The organism is Membranihabitans marinus, assembly GCF_019802045.1.
Classification (GTDB): domain Bacteria; phylum Bacteroidota; class Bacteroidia; order Chitinophagales; family Saprospiraceae; genus Membranihabitans; species Membranihabitans marinus_A.
Map to the genome: position 1 here is coordinate 22,118 of NZ_JAHVHU010000018.1, position 16,909 is coordinate 39,026.

A 16,909-nucleotide genomic window follows, 5' to 3' on the forward strand; every position below is an offset into this window, starting at 1 on the left:
TCACTATAGAATTAGACCCGCAATAGCAGGTGTAGTGCAATGGTATTCGAAGGACGAATGCATGCCCGTCATGAATTGAGCCCCTCAGGCATCCACCCAATTCACTCCTTTTTTCAGCCATTCCTGCGTGTTCACTGCGTTCTTATCCTCTGATTCATCATACTGGTACGCCCAATTTGCTTGTGGGGGAAGACTCATCAGGATGGATTCGGTACGACCGTCACTGATCAAGCCAAACTTGGTTCCCCGATCCCAGACCAGATTAAACTCCACATATCGACCCCGACGTATCATCTGCCAGACCTTTTCCAGGTTCCCATACGGCCGATGGTTCGTGGCTTCATACTGCTCCTGGTAAGTGGGAACAAACACTTCCCCCACATTTTGTACAAATTGAAAAATAGCCGCTTTGTCACTTCCGGATTGTTCGTTGAGGTGGTCAAAAAAGATGCCCCCCACACCCCGGGTTTCGCGCCGGTGTGGAATGTAAAAATAATCATCCGCCCATTTTTTATATTTATCATAACCAGCGGGATCAAAAGCATCGCACACCCCTTTCATTTTTAAATGAAAATTTTTGGCCAATGCAACATCGACATAATGAGGGGTTAAGTCGATACCACCGCCGAACCACCAGTCCGCACCGTCATCCAGTTCAAAATACCGGACGTTCATATGAATGATAGGCACCATGGGTGAGACCGGGTGCAATACGATGGACACACCACACGCTTGCCATTGGTCTCCGTCCATATTCATGGCATCCCGCATTTTAGGGGTCACAGCACCATGCACATGAGAATAGTTCACGCCGCCTTTTTCGATTCCGGCTCCGTGAATGATGCGGGTACGACCACCACCACCGCCTTCCCGCTCCCAAAGATCTTCCCGGAAACGACCTTTCCCGTCCATTTTTTCCAACGCGGTACAAATGTCGTCCTGCAATGACTCGAAGTAGGAGATAATTTCTGTGGTCTTAATCATGGTTTAGTTTGCTTTTAGCGGCTGCAACAATTTTTTTGCTGTTTCCGACAAAATAGGTGTCGTCGATCTTAATCACCGGTCGTTTCAAGAACGCATAATGACTCAACAAAAGTTCTTTGGCTTCATCTTCTCCGAGATCACGCGCTTTCTTGTCCATGGTTCGAAACTGCATGCTGCGCCCATTAATCAAAGCTTTGTATGAACCGACGTTCGCTTTCATCGATTCAAGTTCTTCCTTCGTAACCGGATCTGTTTTGATATCCTTCAAAGTGGCGTTGGAATCCGAGAGACCGAGTTCTTTCAGGATTCTTGAACACGTACTGCAAGTGGATAGATGCCATACCGTAATAGTCATAGAATTCCTATATTTAAGGATTTAATGTATTAGTGCCACAGTGAAACGTACCGCCTGAAAAGATCATTGTTATTGAATCCTACTTCTTTCTTTTCGGAAAAAATCGAATCGAGTTCAGCATGATTCACTAGGTAAAACAACGATGTTCCCCTTTCACATTTTTCTGTTCGTGCACTATATTCAAGAAACACAAAAATAGAAGTCTATGACCAATAACGAAGCAAATTTGATCATTAATTCCAAAGGGGCCATTTATCATATCGGTTTAACGCCGGAAGACATCTGTCCGATCGTCATCACGGCCGGTGATCCCGACCGGGTCACCCAAATTGCAGGTTACCTCGATTATATAGATCAGGAAATTACGCACCGGGAATTTCATTCCGTGAAAGGTCGACTCGGAACGCAGCGGATATTGATTATCAGTACCGGGATCGGGCCGGACAATATCGATATAGTTCTCAACGAGCTGCATACGCTTTACCTCCAGGCCATCCGTCAGGGATTGATTCAGAAAAAAAGACTTAAAATTGTTCGTCTCGGAACTTCGGGTTCCATACACCCGGATATCCCCATTGATACTCTGTTGATTTCTACTGCTGCCGTGGGATTGGACAATGTACCTTCCTTTTATAAGACCACACGAAAATACATCAACGACCAAACCAGTAAACTCCCCTACTACACCGTAAATGCCCCGGGCCAATATTGGAAACATTTCACCCAGATCGAGGGATCGTACACGGGGTCAACGCTGACCTGCGCCGGATTTTACGGACCTCAGTTTCGCACGGTACATCTTCAACCCAGCTGGAAACTATCCGATATCAGGAATCATCTTCAAGAACGCGATGTCGTGGTAACAAACATGGAAATGGAAACAGCAGCCATTTACTTTTTTGCCACAGAACTGGGCCACGAAGCGGTCTCACTCAATGCGATCATTGCGGACCGATTAAACAATCGATTTTCTAAAAATCCGGCTGCCATCGTTACCAATATGATCAATCGTGCTTTCCAAGTCATCGACCGCTAGTGCACCAAATCATAAATAATGTACAGGTATTATCTAGCGCTTCCATCCCCCGGCTTACCCTGTTTAGCCCAAATAAAAGCTCTATTGCAGCTTGACTCAAAAGACCTCGGAGAGGCCCCCTTTCATAAAAATGAACGTTCACAAAAGCTGTCAAAACCCAATACATATACTGCCCGCTAAAAAACTCTGGTTAAAACCAGCTTGCCCCGCATGGATTTTGGGGCCGCTACGGGGGGCTTTTGCTATTGTTTATCGGGTAGTGCACTCCTCTTCCGCTAGTACTTCGATCCCATACAGCGCCCGGAAAAAACGAATAACTCTGATAGACTCCAGGACTGACCTCAAGCAAAAACCACTGCACCCCAGTAACGGATCCAAATTCCCCATCCGCAAGCTAACTTTACCCTGTGGATGAAGTATCACAGGGTGAAGCTGCTCGAGATGAAATGAGATTGTAATTCATTTTATCGACATTGGTAAGAAATAATAGGCAGGTAAGTGCAGTACAGAAAAAGACCTCTACAGCTTCAGTGCCATAGAGGTCTCTAAATATTCATATTTTACCCCAAGTGAAGGATCTCCGGTTATTTCTGGGCATTTTTATGATCAGCCAGGAATTTTTCCAGTCCGATATCGGTCAAGGGGTGCTTAAGCATACCCAGGATCGCATCCAGCGGACAGGTGACCACATCTGCACCATTTCTGGCGGATTCTACGATGTGCAGTGAAGATCGAATAGAAGCTGCTAATATCTCCGTCTCAAAACCCTGGACTGCGTATATTTCGGCGATGTCATGGATCAGCTGCATCCCGTTCCAGTTAATGTCATCAATACGGCCAATAAACGGCGACACATAGGACGCACCTGCCTTGGCACAGAGAATCGCCTGACCGGCACTAAAGACCAGCGTACAATTGATTTTTATTCCGTTATCGGAAAGGTGGCGTATCGCTTTGACCCCGTCTTTGATCATGGGAATCTTAACGACGATATTATCTGCGATCTCCGCCAGATATTCGCCTTCTTCGACCATTTCTTCATATTCAGTGGCAATCACCTCGGCACTCACATCCCCATCTACGATCTTACAGATTTCCTCATAGTGTTTACGGATATTATCTTTGCCGGTGATGCCTTCTTTGGCCATGAGTGAAGGATTGGTGGTCACGCCATCCAACACACCCAGATCACGCGCTTCCTTAATCTGATCGATGTTCGCTGTATCTAGAAAAAACTTCATGATTGTGAATTTTAGAGGTGGAAAAAAATTTGAATAATTGTTGATGTCAAAATCAATGCACAGGGCAAATCCTTTTTAGAGGCAGTATCGTTAGAAAATGTGCCGATAAAATGCGAAATCCGCTTCTGACATGATAATTAACGGATGTGCAAAATGGTTTTATCACAGTGCATTCTGAAAAACTACCTTGTCACTGTCCTTTAACTAACCAAACAACGAGATGTCCGATCAGTTCAAATAAAAATAGAGAACACATGCCGTCCGCTACAACCGCCTACCCTTGCTGCGTTTCCACCCTGGGGGGATTCAGCAGGAGCTGGACGCATGGTTCTCTGTCGCAAAGATAATTAATATCCGCGGTATATCAAAAATTTTAGTCCAAGTAAATTTTCCATTGTTGCAATGACGGAACAGGGGCCTGAATATGAATACGTTCTTTCTTCACCGGATGTACAAATTCCAGACTACGGCAATGGAGCGCAATGGACCGATCCTCCATGTTCTGCTGTGCTTTGTACTTGAGATCTCCGATGATGGGTGTGCCAAGAGATGATAGTTGCACCCGGATTTGATGTGATCTTCCCGTCTTCGGGGAAACTTCCACGAGACATTTGCGATTAATCACCTTAGTCACTTTATAAGACAGCACGCATTTTTTTGCGTCTGGTTTGCCTTGTTTTGTGATAAAGCTGATGTTTTTCTTTCGGTTTTTGGCGATATAATGGGTCAATCGTCCCTCCAGTGGTTCCGGAACGCCTTCTACGAGAGCCAAATATTGCTTCTTGACTTTGTCTTGTTGAAAAAGCTGATTCACCCGCCCAAGTGCTTTGGACGTTTTACTAAAAAGCAGGACCCCGCTCACCGGACGATCCAACCGATGATTGGGCGCCAGAAATACATCGCCGGGTTTATTATAGGTCACTTTGATATATCGTTTCAGAACATCCAGAATAGGCTCATCTCCCGTCCGATCACCCTGCACCAGGAATCCAGCCGGTTTATTGATCGCTATCAGGTGATTATCTTCATAAAGTATTTCTGCTTTCTTCACGATTCGATTAGAGTTTTAGATAAAAGTCACGGGTCAAATTAACATACTCAGATGAAAAATCATTCTTCCGACCTTCATGAATATATAGGTCCTTTTCTTCCAGAAGAACCCCTTGATCATGGGAGAATTCGAGCAAAAAACGCTCTACAGGCTTACCTGGTCGTGTAAAAACACGGGTCCGCCGGGACAGGTAAAGTCGATACTGTTCTGCCAACTCTACAAACCGATAGCCTTCCATGACGGGCAAGATAACACTAAAGCGACCTTTCGGACTCATCAATTGTTTCACGGCACGCAGTAAGTCACTGTGAGGTAACTTGACCGTATGCCGAACCTCATTTTTTGGCTGGCTTTCCGAGAGCGTTCCACCAGTAAAAAAAGGCGGATTACTGATGATCAAGTCAAACCTATCGATCGCCTCCCGGATGTAATCCTGGATCGGAGCGTGGATCATCTCAACCCGTTCTGACCAGGGACTTTGGGCTGCATTGGAACAGGCCTGCTGGTAAGATCCTTCATCAATCTCTACGCCTGTAATGCGATGTAAAAATGCAGATCGCTGTGCCAGCATCAATGCAATCACCCCCGAACCAGTCCCGATGTCCATTGCCGATTCAGCTCCTTTGACCGACACCCAAGAGCCCAGCAGCACGCCATCCGTACACACCTTCATAAGACATCGGTCCTGATGAACGTCAAACTGCTTAAAATGAAACACATCATCTCTTACCAACAAATCCATAATTAACTCATTTTCTGAAATATAGATTCCTCATCAAGCATCCATTTGACAGGAATTAAAAGGCAAATATCGTAATTTTTAAAGAAACTATGGGGACTCTTTTTTTCGATCGCGTGATTCTCAACCATAAAAAAATACAATATGTAGTGAAATACTTTCCGATTTCAAGGTAATTCCATAGCTTTGAGGCACAAATTATATGACAAATATGAAAACTGCACCACGTACTCGTTCGCAAAAAAGAAAAGCCGGATTGTATTTTTTGATTTCGTTCGTTATCATGGTTCTTCTATTAATTATCGAGCCTCAGTTTTTCTGGGTTCCTTTACCTTTCGTCCTGACATACTTGGTGGTCGCATTGGATAAAATGTAGCCCGTCATCACCTGATATTTAATGACTTCGCGTCCTGCTGAATTCTTTAGGCAGTCTATATGCAGATCCATGTCCCATATAGGAATAGGTCTACTGTTGCGCAGTATAAAATTGTCTGATTAAGTTAAATGCGTTACCCTGTCGCTACTGCTATGTTCCTTACCCCATTTTATTCACCACGTCAATTTGTTTTGACACATAATATGCAGTGCATCAATGACATAAATTCCAAGATTGGACATATTACATAGCCCGATTTTGGGTGACGTTTGACTTTTGCGGGTTAAATTATGGTGGTGTATTTACCCACTTCCAGCACCAACGAGCAAACGAATTTGAACGGGAGTTGGTTAATTGTATTCAATACATTATCTTGAATCCGGTAAAAACAGAGGTATTAAGAAATGGAGGAATTATCCGAATACTTATGTAATAAGAAGGACATGGCTTAGGTTTAAGGACGAGGGCTTATCTGGTCGTTTTCCGGCTTTGGAAATTAAGAATGATCGGTGTAGTTTATTGATATCCCCTAGCCTAAAAATAATCGTTCACGAAAGTTCACAAAACCCAATACACCCCCAGTACTAGCTGCTTTAGCTGTCGATAATTTCATTCTCAAGGAATGAAATTATACCATCTCTACATCATTTTTCCTGCTGCATTACTTTTCTTCCCCATGCTCCATTAACTGACCTGTATATACCAACATAAACTGTCCCACATTCCAATTAGAAAATAGATATACTGACCGCTAAAAATCTCTGATAAGTTGGGGCACTTTGTTTCGCGCTCACAAATCACTATATCTGTCCTACGATTCGTAAGCGCAGGAGAAACATCCCCAATTTGTCAGTGCATTTGATTGATCTGATTATAGTACAGCGCATGTTTGCTAACACTTCACAACCCACAAAGATATATTATCCTAGTGCTCCGTTTCATAAATTTTTATAATTAAAATGTACCGAACAAAATTATGCAATTCAGAATCTAATCCGACCTCTCTGAGGTCGCTAGTCTGAGTGCAAATAATATAGCTAACCTAATTAGACCTCTCTGAGGTCTTTTACCTGCAAGGATTCTGACCCAGTCAGGGTCAGATTAGGTTAAATGTGAGTTAAAAAACCAATTCCGACTCAGTCAGGGTCGGATCAGATTGAACTCAGAGTCATTTTGAGATATATGAGGTGTTATTGTTTATAATGACTTATGAAACAGAGCACTACCAAGGCACACCGCTTTAATAATTTATTTTAATCGACTGCCTCTCCGTGCACCCATTTTGTCAGGCTTGGCTTCTTTCGACTGATTGGAATATCCCAGGATGCTGAGCATATGTTCAGAGCTTTGTTCATCACGGAATAAATAATCCACATAATTTCCGGTGGAATCCCGATCGATGACGATGGTCTTCGGTGAGGGAATCAAACAATGTTTGATCCCACCATATCCGCTGATGGCATCCTGATAGGCCCCCGTATGAAAAAATCCTACATATAACGGTTCTGAATCTTTTTCCGAATCAAACTCCGGAAGAAAAACCTGTTGGTTCAGATCTTCCGAATTGTAATAATCCGAATGATCACAACTAATTCCCCCAATATTGACGTTATAAAATGGGCGGTCCCATTTATTGATCGGCAACAGGATGAATTTTTCCAAAATCCCCCAGGCATCCGGGATGGTATTCATCAGACTATTATCGATCATATACCACCGTTCTGTATCATTTTGCCGCTTCTCTTCCAGTACCGTAAAAATAGTTGCACCACTTTCACCCACGGTGTATTTGCCAAATTCGGTAAAGATATTCGGTTCAGCAATCTCTTCAGAGACACAAATTTCTTTAATCGCAGACACTATGTCATTGACCATGGATTTGTAATCAAACTCAAATCCCAGATTATTCCGAATGGGAAACCCGCCTCCGATATTCAAATCCTGAAGTGTCGAACATTTCTTTTTCAATGCAGCATACAGCCGAATCGCTTTATTAAATTCTCCCCAATAATACAGGTTGTCCTTAATGCCCGTATCAATAAAGAAATGCATCATCGTCAGGTTGATGTTCTCCATTTTGGAAATCGTATTCTCATAAAAAGGGAGAATCTCCTCGGGCCGGATTCCCAGCCTCGATGTATAGTATGCCGACTGCGGCTCTTCATTGATAGCCATTCGAATCCCAATATTTATAGGCCGATCGAGTCTTTGGTTGAGCCGATCAAGTTCCGACATGGAGTCCAGAACGACAATGCTGTTCACAAAACCATCAGACTGCAGCTGGATAATCCGATCCAGGTATTCCTGCGTCTTGTAGCCGTTGTGAACAATAATAATCTTTTTATCCAGATGCCCTGATTCGTACAGTTTATAAATAATGTCCACATCGAAGGCCGAACTGGTCTCCAGATGTACATCATACTCCAGAGCCTTTCGAATCACATGCTCAAAGTGGCAGCACTTCGTACAATAACAGTAGTAGTATTTACCCTGATAATTATTGCTCTTCATACTGCGCTTAAACAGGTTCTTCGCTTTTTTTATCTGATCGCCGATCCGGGGAAGATAGTTTAACTTAAATGGTGTGCCATATTTCTTAATTAAGTGACTGATGGATACACCGTAGAATGTGAGTTCGCCATCCAACAGGTCAAACCCTTCCTGAGGGAACTCATAACTTTGTTCGATCAAATCAAAATAAGTACTCTTCATAGCTATTACCTGATGGAATTTTGAGTTATAATAAGCATCACGGAATTCAAAGAAAATGCAAAGTAAAGGATATATCAAAATATTTGCTCCCCATCCGATAAAAATTTCTTTTTCGAAGCCTTCCAAGAGGAATTAAAAGTTAAAAAATACCGGATATTTCCCCTTTACATTTATTTAAGAGCATGGTAGCTTTATAGGCATAATTATTGCGATCAATTTACGTATCTAATTCTATTCACTTCTATAAACCTTTGATTATGAAAATCACAGAAAACAACCCGAGTTGGATCCTGATCCGCCCTATCGTCATTACTGTTATTTTGATTATTCTGATTGGCTTGCTCTTGTCATATTTTTAGGATAAATTTCTACAACGTATTGACGTAATAATTCATTCAACCTCCTGGCCTATCTGATCCTGGAACAGATACTTACACCACACAGGATCTAGTAAACCACATACCGGGATGTATCCGTACCGCCCTGGCTGTGATTATCAGAATATAGCTTTGATTTCCATCCCATAAATCCCTCCAGGCCTAAAGCTTCCATGTTTCTCTCTACTTCTACCCTCATTCACAAAGGGATCAGTCAGCTGCGCCAATGCTATAATACTAGAACTGGTCATCGAAAATAGCTGTCTTAATATTAAAAGGAAAGGGATCCTGACATTTCAGGATCCCTTCCACATTAAAGATAAAATGCAATTCTGTTAATTCTTACGGCAGATAATACAGCTTTCTGTTGACCACGCCAGAATCCATGATCAACCGAATCGTATAGAATCCTGCCGCCGGTAATACCGACCCATCGAAGGTGTATTGCCGGATCGACTGATCTACTTTTTCACGATAGACCTGCTTGCCAGACAGGTTGTAAATTTCACTCCGCTGAAGCTTCCCGGTTTCACCGCTCAGATCAATTCGCACAGAGTGTGAGAATGGATTCGGGTAGGGATTGGAGACTTCAAACACACCTTGCTGTACCTTCGTCTCCAGACGAATATTTTCTTTCAGTTTTTGATCGCTGTATATTTCAGGTGTAAGATTCATCGATAATTGAATCAGTTCCCGATCAATCTGCTCACCGGGTACATTGTCAAATACCAGATAAAAATCGGCTTGTTCCGTCGGTCTTGTTCGCTCTTCTGTGGCAATCCATACCACACTCAAATCCTTTTCATCCATGCTGTAATCGGAGGAAACAATCGGAATTTTACCAGGTTCAATGGCCACCCATGGGACGGAATTACCGTTTGTCAGAGAAAACTGCATCGATTCCACCTGTACAGATCCGCCGAGGCTGACTGGTACCCGGATAAAACCATTGTGAAATTCCGGCTCCCCAAGCACAAAGTTCTCGCGTCCTGTGGTCCGCCGATCACTGGACCGGACCGAAGCACTGTAATTCACATCGCCTTTTTTGACACCGACAAAGTGCAACATCGATCGGTATTCCTGATTTAGCCGGATGGTGGATATCGGTTGCATATCACCATTGATAAACAACCACTGCCGTCCGGGTATGCGATCAATTTTATTCAATAATAGACTTTGGATCATCAGGACATCCAGCACAGAGATCACCCCGTCTTCGTTCATATCAGCAGCCAGCCGCTCATAGGGTGTGGTTGGCGTGGACTTATTCATGGCCATGCGAAATATGCTAAGCGCATCAAAAGCAGTAATGCCATTCAACGGGTTATCTTCTTTCGAGGGTTCTATTCGCAGCGCTTCACTAGTGGTGGGGAAAGCGCCCAGGTTAAAGGTACCGGAATTGTCTGTCATATTACGTCGAATCTCTGCCACCGGTCCGTTCAATCGTACTGAAACCTCTGATATAGGGTATTGCTCGGGTGTTCTGATGCTACCCGCCAACTGATTATCAGAATTGGGACACAAGCCGCGTGGATCCTTCACCTCCAGGCTAAGCACATAGTGGTTCGAATTTCCGGCTTCGTCTACGACCCAAAGTTCGATTAGGTTCGCACCCAACTTATCGCAGGTCACATCAATTGATGTTTGTCCGGGTAGAGGTGGTAATACCTTACCATCATTATCGATCAACCCTTCGCCTTTGTAGCGTAGTAAAACGTCGTATCTAGCCGATTCACAAGGATGTGTCACGGTATAAGGTATGTCCGTCAACCGAAGCTGGTCCTGGGTCTTATTAAGATTGAATGTAATTGATTCCGGACCTTCGATTTTCAATGCTTTGCAATAGCTCACTTTGAATTCAGAAGTCTTTCGGGTTACATTTCGGCACTGATCCTCCGCTTCTACGGTCAGTCGGTAAGAACCACTTGCCAACGCCAGGGAATTGATCTGCAAACCACTACCGCTTTTTACGGTTTCCCATGCCCCTGACAGCTTGCGCTCAATGCGCCAGATGACCGACAATTCCTCCACCGGCGTACAATCATCAATCACCTCGAGGGTTTTGCTAAATACAAATTCACAGCCCTGATCAAAGCAAATGTCTTCCACGTTGCCATTTACAACTTCAGGCCCTTCCGTGTTTTTGATATAAATATATTGCACAAATTCCGGCAGATAATAGGGATCGCTCTCACACCAGTCACTGACTTCCCAGGTTCTTTTTATCGTGTAACAAACACCGGCTGAGTTTTCAAGTGCCTGTGTTACCTCATCGGTATACGCCATGCCCAGGTCCTTGCAGAATTCTTCCCGTTGCAACTGAGGGCCACGCGGCTCTACTTCTACCAGGCTACAACTCATGATCGTAGTATCCGCATAAGGCAGAACAAAATCTTCCGGACGCAACCGGCAATCTTTGGTAATAAATATTTTTTGTATCACCTGGATGGACTCGCTCTCCTCCGGCGTATCAGAACACGGATTGGAAATAGTAAATATCCGTTCGACATATCCTTCTCCACATATTCCGATGTTCTCATCAAAGGTCTCTTCAATGGTCACATTGCAATTGTCCATGACATAACCATCCATAAAGTCCACCGTGCTTTCTACATAGGGTGTGGATCGGCCCTCACTACACTCATACACCTCTATGGCATGATTCTGACGTTCTGCTTCCGAGGTCACGTACTGACCAAAAACACTGGTATTCCCTTTTTCTATTTCTGCCTTGTATTTGGATTGGTAGGTATAGCAGTTCATAGATATATTGGGTAATTTGTATTTTACTACGGGCGGTGATTGGTCTGTGACCTTGACCCGCGTCACCAATTTGGAGTAATTACAAAACGCATCAATCGCTAAAAATTCCACTAAAACGCCTTCGGTACAGACATCTTCACAACAAAAAGGAATTTTATCCGTCCAGCCATAGTCCACCAGCCTGGTCAGACAGGAGTCTTCCTGAAAAGCGATCTTATTCGCAAACTCATCATAATAGTTCCGGACCTCACTGGAGACACTGGTATCTGCCGTGTAACCGCAAGCTGTCTTCCAGTCAACCCGTCGCGCTAAAAGAATTTCGAGCTCGCAGTTGTCAAAACTTCCTTCGTCAAAAGCACTCACGTCGGACCAGACCAGGGATTGTTGATTGGTCAACACCACACCCGGATCATCGTCCAGGACGAGGGTCGGTGGCTTTTTGTCAAATAGCTTGAGAACAATGGTATCCTTGCCCACGTTTCCACAAGCATCATAGGCGGAGTACTCCACCAGGTAATTCCCGATCGTCATATTTCGGAAACGAATATCAGCGTCCGGATCATTCATGTCAAACATGAGCTCCTGATCACCCCATTTGATGGTCACCAGCAATTCTTCCGGTGTGCTGCACTCTTTAATTAAATTAGGAATCGGAAAATCACCCTCCGCTCTGCAATTGTCCGTAATCGCATTCCGATAAAAAGTCGGATAAAGAATTCCAGGTTCAGCACCTTCAATATTATCGTGCTGCTCCATTTCATAGGTGCCTGTTTTAAATTGGATTTCAGGGCCGGTGGTATCCACTACATTAATGATCTGCGTACAGGACTTCTCCCGCACACCTTCGTTCTCATACGAACTGATCAACCAGGTCCTGAATATAGTTTTTGAACCCCCGCACCCGGGTACTTCTTCATCTTCATACGTGAGGTACACTTTACAATACGGGTCCTCAGAATAGATGGATTGCCCCATGAAGGTAGGTGTTCCGGTGCGTAGCGGTTGATTGAGCAATTCGAGAGAGTCACACGTGATCTCAGCGTCCGCGGGACAGGCGATCTCATCAAATATAATCTTTTGTAAAAAAACAGTATCTGTACAATCGGTTTTGTTTCCGTTCTGATCAACAGCTCGCCATACCCGTTCGATATAGCCTTCGATAAATGGATCATTGTCCACATTCACCCATTTGTATTCATTGACTTTGAGCGTATAATTTTCATTGCAATCCGCGATGACTTCCGGTTGACCAAAAAGGTTGTTTTTAGGATCGTAGGCACGTGGATCGCTGCAAAGCACGGTATCATTTTTACAGATCAACCTTGGTCCTGAAAAATCCCCCAGTGTAATATCGGACCGACAAAACTGCCCGGTTTCTTTGTGGGTAATCGTTGCTTTAAAAGTTCGTCCATTGTATCGTTTGGGGACAGGATTGGGAATGGTCAGGTTCTCCAATTCCAGCGTAAACTCAAAGTCATCCAAACATTTTACTTTACCATTGGTGATCACTTCATTAATATCGATATACCGTTCACAATCCATACCAAAGTCCAGAACCAGGTCTTGAAAACAATTGAGATTCAGTCGGTTTAGATCTTTATCTACGTTGATGGTCACGGTGTCGATCAGACCAAGCGGCGGGTAGTAGCTCACGGCAAACATGACCAGCTTGGTATAACCCCGGTCTGTTGTTTTCCACTGAACTTCCACACTCTCACCCCGGTCACTCCCTACAAATTCACCCGGCCCTTCAATAATCCGCCATTGGATGTTCATCGGAAAATACAAGTCAAGACCAATGCGATAAGTGTTGGTCAGTCCCGGGCAAGCGACATCATCACCAACGATGACATCTTTGAGTATTTGCTGTCCCTGTGACTTGGGAACGACAACAAGAAATAAGACAAAACTACATAAGAGGTATAAAAGCCTCCTGGTCTTTTCCTGATGGATGTTAGGATAAATATTCATTTCGATTGCATTTTATTCAATCGATTGAACACAAACATTATGCCAAATCATAATATGTAATCAGATCATGTCCAAAATTTAATACTTTAACAGTTTTGGGTATAGGTGATCTCGCTTCGGTGTCAGACACTAGCCCGGGTGTCTGACACCTGTTGCGGAGGTGAGTGCGGATGGATGGTGTCTGACACCTGTTGCGGAGGTGAGTGCGGATGGATGGTGTCTGACACCTGTACCCGAAAGCATCATTTCCCAACAGGTAATTGTCCTGGATTACGCTAAAGTTTCACTAACCCGGGTGTCATGCTGTGCACTGCAGCACACAGTGAACATCCCGCCCAATTCCGGCTCTCTTGGAATGCGAAAAGGCGGGTATCCCCTTCTAAAAACTAGTTTGGGAACACTTTTAAACTATCTCGGGTTATTAATGTATATGATCGAAATCTGATAATTCATTTTCTGTTAATAAATTTCATTATTTTTAGCTAAAACATACTTACATGATAAAACGCGTTGTAAATATTGATCCGGAAATCATGAGTGGAACACCTGTATTTAATGGAACCAGAGTACCCATAAAAAATTTATTTGACTACCTGGAAACCGGCGACACGATTGAAACATTCCTGGAAGATTTTGATGGTGTTAAAAAAGAACAAGTGGTGAAAGTTCTGGAGATGTCGCACGAGCTATTAGAAAAATCAACTAAACAATTGAATGAAAATATTGCTTGATGAATGCATCACCAAAAGGCTCAAACCATATTTGTCTAAGTTTGAGATTTTTACTGTTTCGGAAATGCGATGGAATGGAATTAAAAATGGTGCACTTTTAGTGTTATGTTTCCAGAATCAATTTGATATATTTTTGACAATTGACAAGGATTTAACCTATCAGCAAAATATTAAAAATTTAGACTTGACAGTTGTAGTACTAAATTCAACTTCAAGTAAAATTGAAGAGCTGGTTCTATTTATACCTGCTTTCATTTCGAAGATTCAAAAATTCGAAAGAGGAAAATTTTATATAATAGATAAGCAATAATTTTTTTCGTCATAAATGATTACTAAATCCTCGAAAATGTATTCTTTTAAAAGTTCATTTTTCAAACTGTTCTCGGTAACCAGGGCCACGCTTATTGCCAGTTTATCCGATAGTTCTTGCTGAAGTTGGACCAACTTAAGAAGGCTAATCCTTTTATTGAAAGAAACCAATATATCTCAATCACTATTACGATTTTCATTTCTGGCATAGGATCCAAAAATACCAATCCGATCCGGTTGGTATTCCGCAAGGGTTTTTACAATTTGATCTTTATTTTCTTTACTTGTCATCGACAATCATTTATCTGTTTTTCGTAATCCAATACTAAAAGAAGCTGAATATGTCAATATCGACAAATGATTTGCTTCATTATATTCTTGAAGAATGTCACTACCTCTAAAAGCAGGATCCCGTCATAGGCGGACAAGCATGCCATACCGCGTCCCGCGGCACGCGGGAGGCAGACACGTTCCTCCAAAAGCAAGATGCTTTTGTTACATTTTTTCACAAGGGTATATTTCCATGATTCCGTTCCGGCCGTGTTTTCCGTTTTTCCCGCAGCGACCGGAAAGCCCGGATCAATGTCCGGCGGGTCTGCGAAGGAAGAATAATATCATCAATGAATCCCAGTTCGGCTGCTTTATAGGGATTGGCGAACAGTTCATTGTATTCGGCTTCTTTTTGCGCCATGGCCTCTTCCGGATCATCACTTTTGGAAATCTCTTTCCGAAAAATAATCTCGGCAGCTCCTTTTGCTCCCATCACCGCAATCTGAGCCGATGGCCAGGCATAGTTATAATCCGCACCAATGTGCCGCGAATTCATTACACAATACGCTCCACCATAGGCTTTTCGGGTAATCACGGTAATACGGGGCACCGTGGCTTCACAAAATGCATAGAGCAATTTGGCGCCATTGGAAATAATGCCGTTCCACTCCTGTTCCGTCCCCGGTAAGAATCCCGGAACGTCTTCCAATACCAGCAACGGAATATTAAAACAGTCACAAAAACGAACAAACCGGCCGCCCTTGGTCGCGGAATCGACATCGAGCACGCCGGCCAGATTCATGGGCTGATTTGCTACCACACCAATACTCATCCCGGCCAACCGGGCAAACCCGGTGATCAGGCTTTGACCAAAATCCGGCTGACTTGCAAAAAAGCTGTCCGGATCTACCAACTCCGTGATGACCTCATGCATATCATAGGGTGTATTGGGATTATCGGGTACAGTCTCATCCAACGCCGGACGCACTTCCTCTTCGGTATCATAGGGCAATACGGCCGGGGCCGCTTGATTGTGCTGCGGAAGATACGACAACAAGGTACGGATATCGTCGAGACAGTCGGCATCGGTCGGAGCCGTACGGTGGGCCACACCGGATTTGGTGGCATGGGTTCGGGCACCGCCCAGCTCTTCCGGGGTCACCTCTTCATTGGTCACCGTTTTGACCACATTGGGTCCGGTGACAAACATATACGATGATCCTTCTACCATAAAAATAAAATCAGTCATCGCCGGTGAATAAACAGCCCCGCCGGCACAGGGTCCCATGACCGCCGAAAGTTGAGGAATAACGCCCGAACACTGGACATTGCGGTAAAAAATATCGGCATATCCCCCCAAGGATGCCACGCCTTCCTGAATCCGGGCTCCGCCGCTGTCATTGAGCCCAATCAATGGAGCTCTGTTCTGCAAGGCGCGATCCATGATCTTACATATTTTTTGTGCATTCGTCTCCGATAAGGTGCCGCCAAAGACCGTAAAATCCTGGGCAAAAACATATACCATTCGGCCATCGATGGTTCCCATTCCGGTAACCACCCCATCTCCTACTATTTTCTGATCCGCCATCCCAAAGTCCCCGTTCCGATGGGTCACAAAACGGTCGTATTCTTCAAAGCTCCCCGGGTCAAGCAGATATTGAATGCGTTCGCGCGCAGTGAGCTTTCCCTTCTCATGTTGACGATCAATGCGTTTCTGTCCGCCTCCCAAGAGGGAAGACTGGATTTTTTGCTCCAGTTGTTCTTTATTTTTATCCATAGTGCGGAAAAGATAATGGAATTTTTGGTGGGGACAAAATGGGTGAAATTATAGTTTCATTGCTAATATCTATCGTCCACAAATGGACTTACCTATCCTGGTATGCATTCCAGGGTCTCACGACCCTGGCGATGACCTGACGTCCGCGAAGCGGACTAAACAAGGACCAATAAACAACAATGAACTACCCCGAGGCAGAGCCATCGGGGTATCAAAA

General features: G+C 43.9%; 13 protein-coding genes and 1 other RNA gene. 3 read left to right on the plus strand and 11 right to left on the minus strand.

Translation table 11 applies throughout. The annotated features are described in order from the left end of the window. Positions 1-84 precede the first annotated feature (84 nt). Together hemF and KUV50_RS16740 are read right to left on the minus strand one after the other, a co-directional pair. Entirely contained in the window at positions 85-984 is a 900-nt protein-coding gene (gene hemF / locus KUV50_RS16735) for an oxygen-dependent coproporphyrinogen oxidase (RefSeq protein ID WP_222581340.1), read from the minus strand. Continuing rightward, a complete protein-coding gene (locus tag KUV50_RS16740; RefSeq protein ID WP_222581341.1) occupies positions 977-1,339 on the minus strand; it encodes an arsenate reductase family protein in 363 nt (120 codons plus the stop codon). Before KUV50_RS16740 ends, hemF begins: the two co-directional genes overlap by 8 nt. A gap of 205 nt (positions 1,340-1,544) precedes the next feature. Between KUV50_RS16740 and KUV50_RS16745 the strand changes: the two genes are divergently transcribed. Further along, complete coding sequence (locus tag KUV50_RS16745) at positions 1,545-2,375, plus strand: hypothetical protein (RefSeq protein ID WP_222581342.1); 831 nt, start codon at positions 1,545-1,547, stop codon at positions 2,373-2,375. A gap of 584 nt (positions 2,376-2,959) precedes the next feature. Here the strand turns inward: KUV50_RS16745 and fsa are convergent. The 7 genes from fsa to KUV50_RS16775 form a co-directional block, all read right to left on the minus strand. Further along, entirely contained in the window at positions 2,960-3,616 is a 657-nt protein-coding gene (fsa, locus tag KUV50_RS16750; RefSeq protein ID WP_222581343.1) for a fructose-6-phosphate aldolase, read from the minus strand. A 239-nt stretch (positions 3,617-3,855) separates the two neighbouring features. Continuing rightward, an RNA gene (gene ffs / locus KUV50_RS16755) (signal recognition particle sRNA small type) lies at positions 3,856-3,953 on the minus strand. Between the two features lie 36 nt (positions 3,954-3,989). Then, complete coding sequence (locus KUV50_RS16760) at positions 3,990-4,667, minus strand: RluA family pseudouridine synthase (protein ID WP_222581344.1); 678 nt, start codon at positions 4,665-4,667, stop codon at positions 3,990-3,992. 7 nt (positions 4,668-4,674) lie between these two features. Further along, a complete protein-coding gene (locus tag KUV50_RS16765) occupies positions 4,675-5,409 on the minus strand; it encodes a tRNA1(Val) (adenine(37)-N6)-methyltransferase (RefSeq protein WP_222581345.1) in 735 nt (244 codons plus the stop codon). A 1,621-nt stretch (positions 5,410-7,030) separates the two neighbouring features. Continuing rightward, a complete protein-coding gene (locus tag KUV50_RS16770) occupies positions 7,031-8,494 on the minus strand; it encodes an arginine decarboxylase (RefSeq protein WP_222581346.1) in 1,464 nt (487 codons plus the stop codon). A 447-nt stretch (positions 8,495-8,941) separates the two neighbouring features. After that, the gene (locus tag KUV50_RS19480; RefSeq protein ID WP_261395342.1) at positions 8,942-9,070 is read right to left on the minus strand and encodes a hypothetical protein; all 129 of its coding nucleotides are present in this window, start codon (positions 9,068-9,070) and stop codon (positions 8,942-8,944) included. 143 nt (positions 9,071-9,213) lie between these two features. Beyond that, positions 9,214-13,605 carry a T9SS type A sorting domain-containing protein gene (locus KUV50_RS16775; protein WP_222581347.1) on the minus strand — a complete coding sequence of 1,464 codons (4,392 nt, stop codon included), beginning with the start codon at positions 13,603-13,605 and terminating at the stop codon, positions 9,214-9,216. Positions 13,606-14,102: 497 nt separating this feature from the next. Here KUV50_RS16775 and KUV50_RS16780 point away from each other — a divergent pair, with 497 nt between their 5' ends. Both KUV50_RS16780 and KUV50_RS16785 read left to right on the plus strand, forming a co-directional pair. Then, a complete protein-coding gene (locus KUV50_RS16780) occupies positions 14,103-14,336 on the plus strand; it encodes a DUF433 domain-containing protein (protein WP_222581348.1) in 234 nt (77 codons plus the stop codon). Next, a complete protein-coding gene (locus tag KUV50_RS16785; RefSeq protein WP_222581349.1) occupies positions 14,320-14,646 on the plus strand; it encodes a DUF5615 family PIN-like protein in 327 nt (108 codons plus the stop codon). The genes KUV50_RS16780 and KUV50_RS16785 overlap by 17 nt, the downstream gene beginning before the upstream one ends. 176 nt (positions 14,647-14,822) lie before the next feature. On the opposite strand, the gene KUV50_RS16790 is transcribed toward KUV50_RS16785, so the two are convergent. Next, a complete protein-coding gene (locus tag KUV50_RS16790; RefSeq protein ID WP_222581350.1) occupies positions 14,823-14,936 on the minus strand; it encodes a nucleotidyltransferase domain-containing protein in 114 nt (37 codons plus the stop codon). Between the two features lie 214 nt (positions 14,937-15,150). Next, positions 15,151-16,692, minus strand: a complete 1,542-nt coding sequence (locus KUV50_RS16795) for an acyl-CoA carboxylase subunit beta (protein WP_222581351.1) — start codon at positions 16,690-16,692, stop codon at positions 15,151-15,153. Positions 16,693-16,909 lie beyond the last annotated feature (217 nt).

Coding starts and splice junctions, on each gene's coding strand:
- KUV50_RS16775 (WP_222581347.1), bottom strand. CDS start 13,605: ATGAATATTTATCCTAACATCCATCAGGAAAAGACCAGGAGGCTTTTA.
- KUV50_RS16790 (WP_222581350.1), bottom strand. CDS start 14,936: ATGACAAGTAAAGAAAATAAAGATCAAATTGTAAAAACCCTTGCGGAA.
- KUV50_RS16780 (WP_222581348.1), top strand. CDS start 14,103: ATGATAAAACGCGTTGTAAATATTGATCCGGAAATCATGAGTGGAACA.
- KUV50_RS16765 (WP_222581345.1), bottom strand. CDS start 5,409: ATGGATTTGTTGGTAAGAGATGATGTGTTTCATTTTAAGCAGTTTGAC.
- fsa (WP_222581343.1), bottom strand. CDS start 3,616: ATGAAGTTTTTTCTAGATACAGCGAACATCGATCAGATTAAGGAAGCG.
- KUV50_RS16740 (WP_222581341.1), bottom strand. CDS start 1,339: ATGACTATTACGGTATGGCATCTATCCACTTGCAGTACGTGTTCAAGA.
- KUV50_RS16795 (WP_222581351.1), bottom strand. CDS start 16,692: ATGGATAAAAATAAAGAACAACTGGAGCAAAAAATCCAGTCTTCCCTC.
- KUV50_RS16785 (WP_222581349.1), top strand. CDS start 14,320: ATGAAAATATTGCTTGATGAATGCATCACCAAAAGGCTCAAACCATAT.
- KUV50_RS19480 (WP_261395342.1), bottom strand. CDS start 9,070: ATGAGGGTAGAAGTAGAGAGAAACATGGAAGCTTTAGGCCTGGAGGGA.
- KUV50_RS16770 (WP_222581346.1), bottom strand. CDS start 8,494: ATGAAGAGTACTTATTTTGATTTGATCGAACAAAGTTATGAGTTCCCT.
- hemF (WP_222581340.1), bottom strand. CDS start 984: ATGATTAAGACCACAGAAATTATCTCCTACTTCGAGTCATTGCAGGAC.
- KUV50_RS16745 (WP_222581342.1), top strand. CDS start 1,545: ATGACCAATAACGAAGCAAATTTGATCATTAATTCCAAAGGGGCCATT.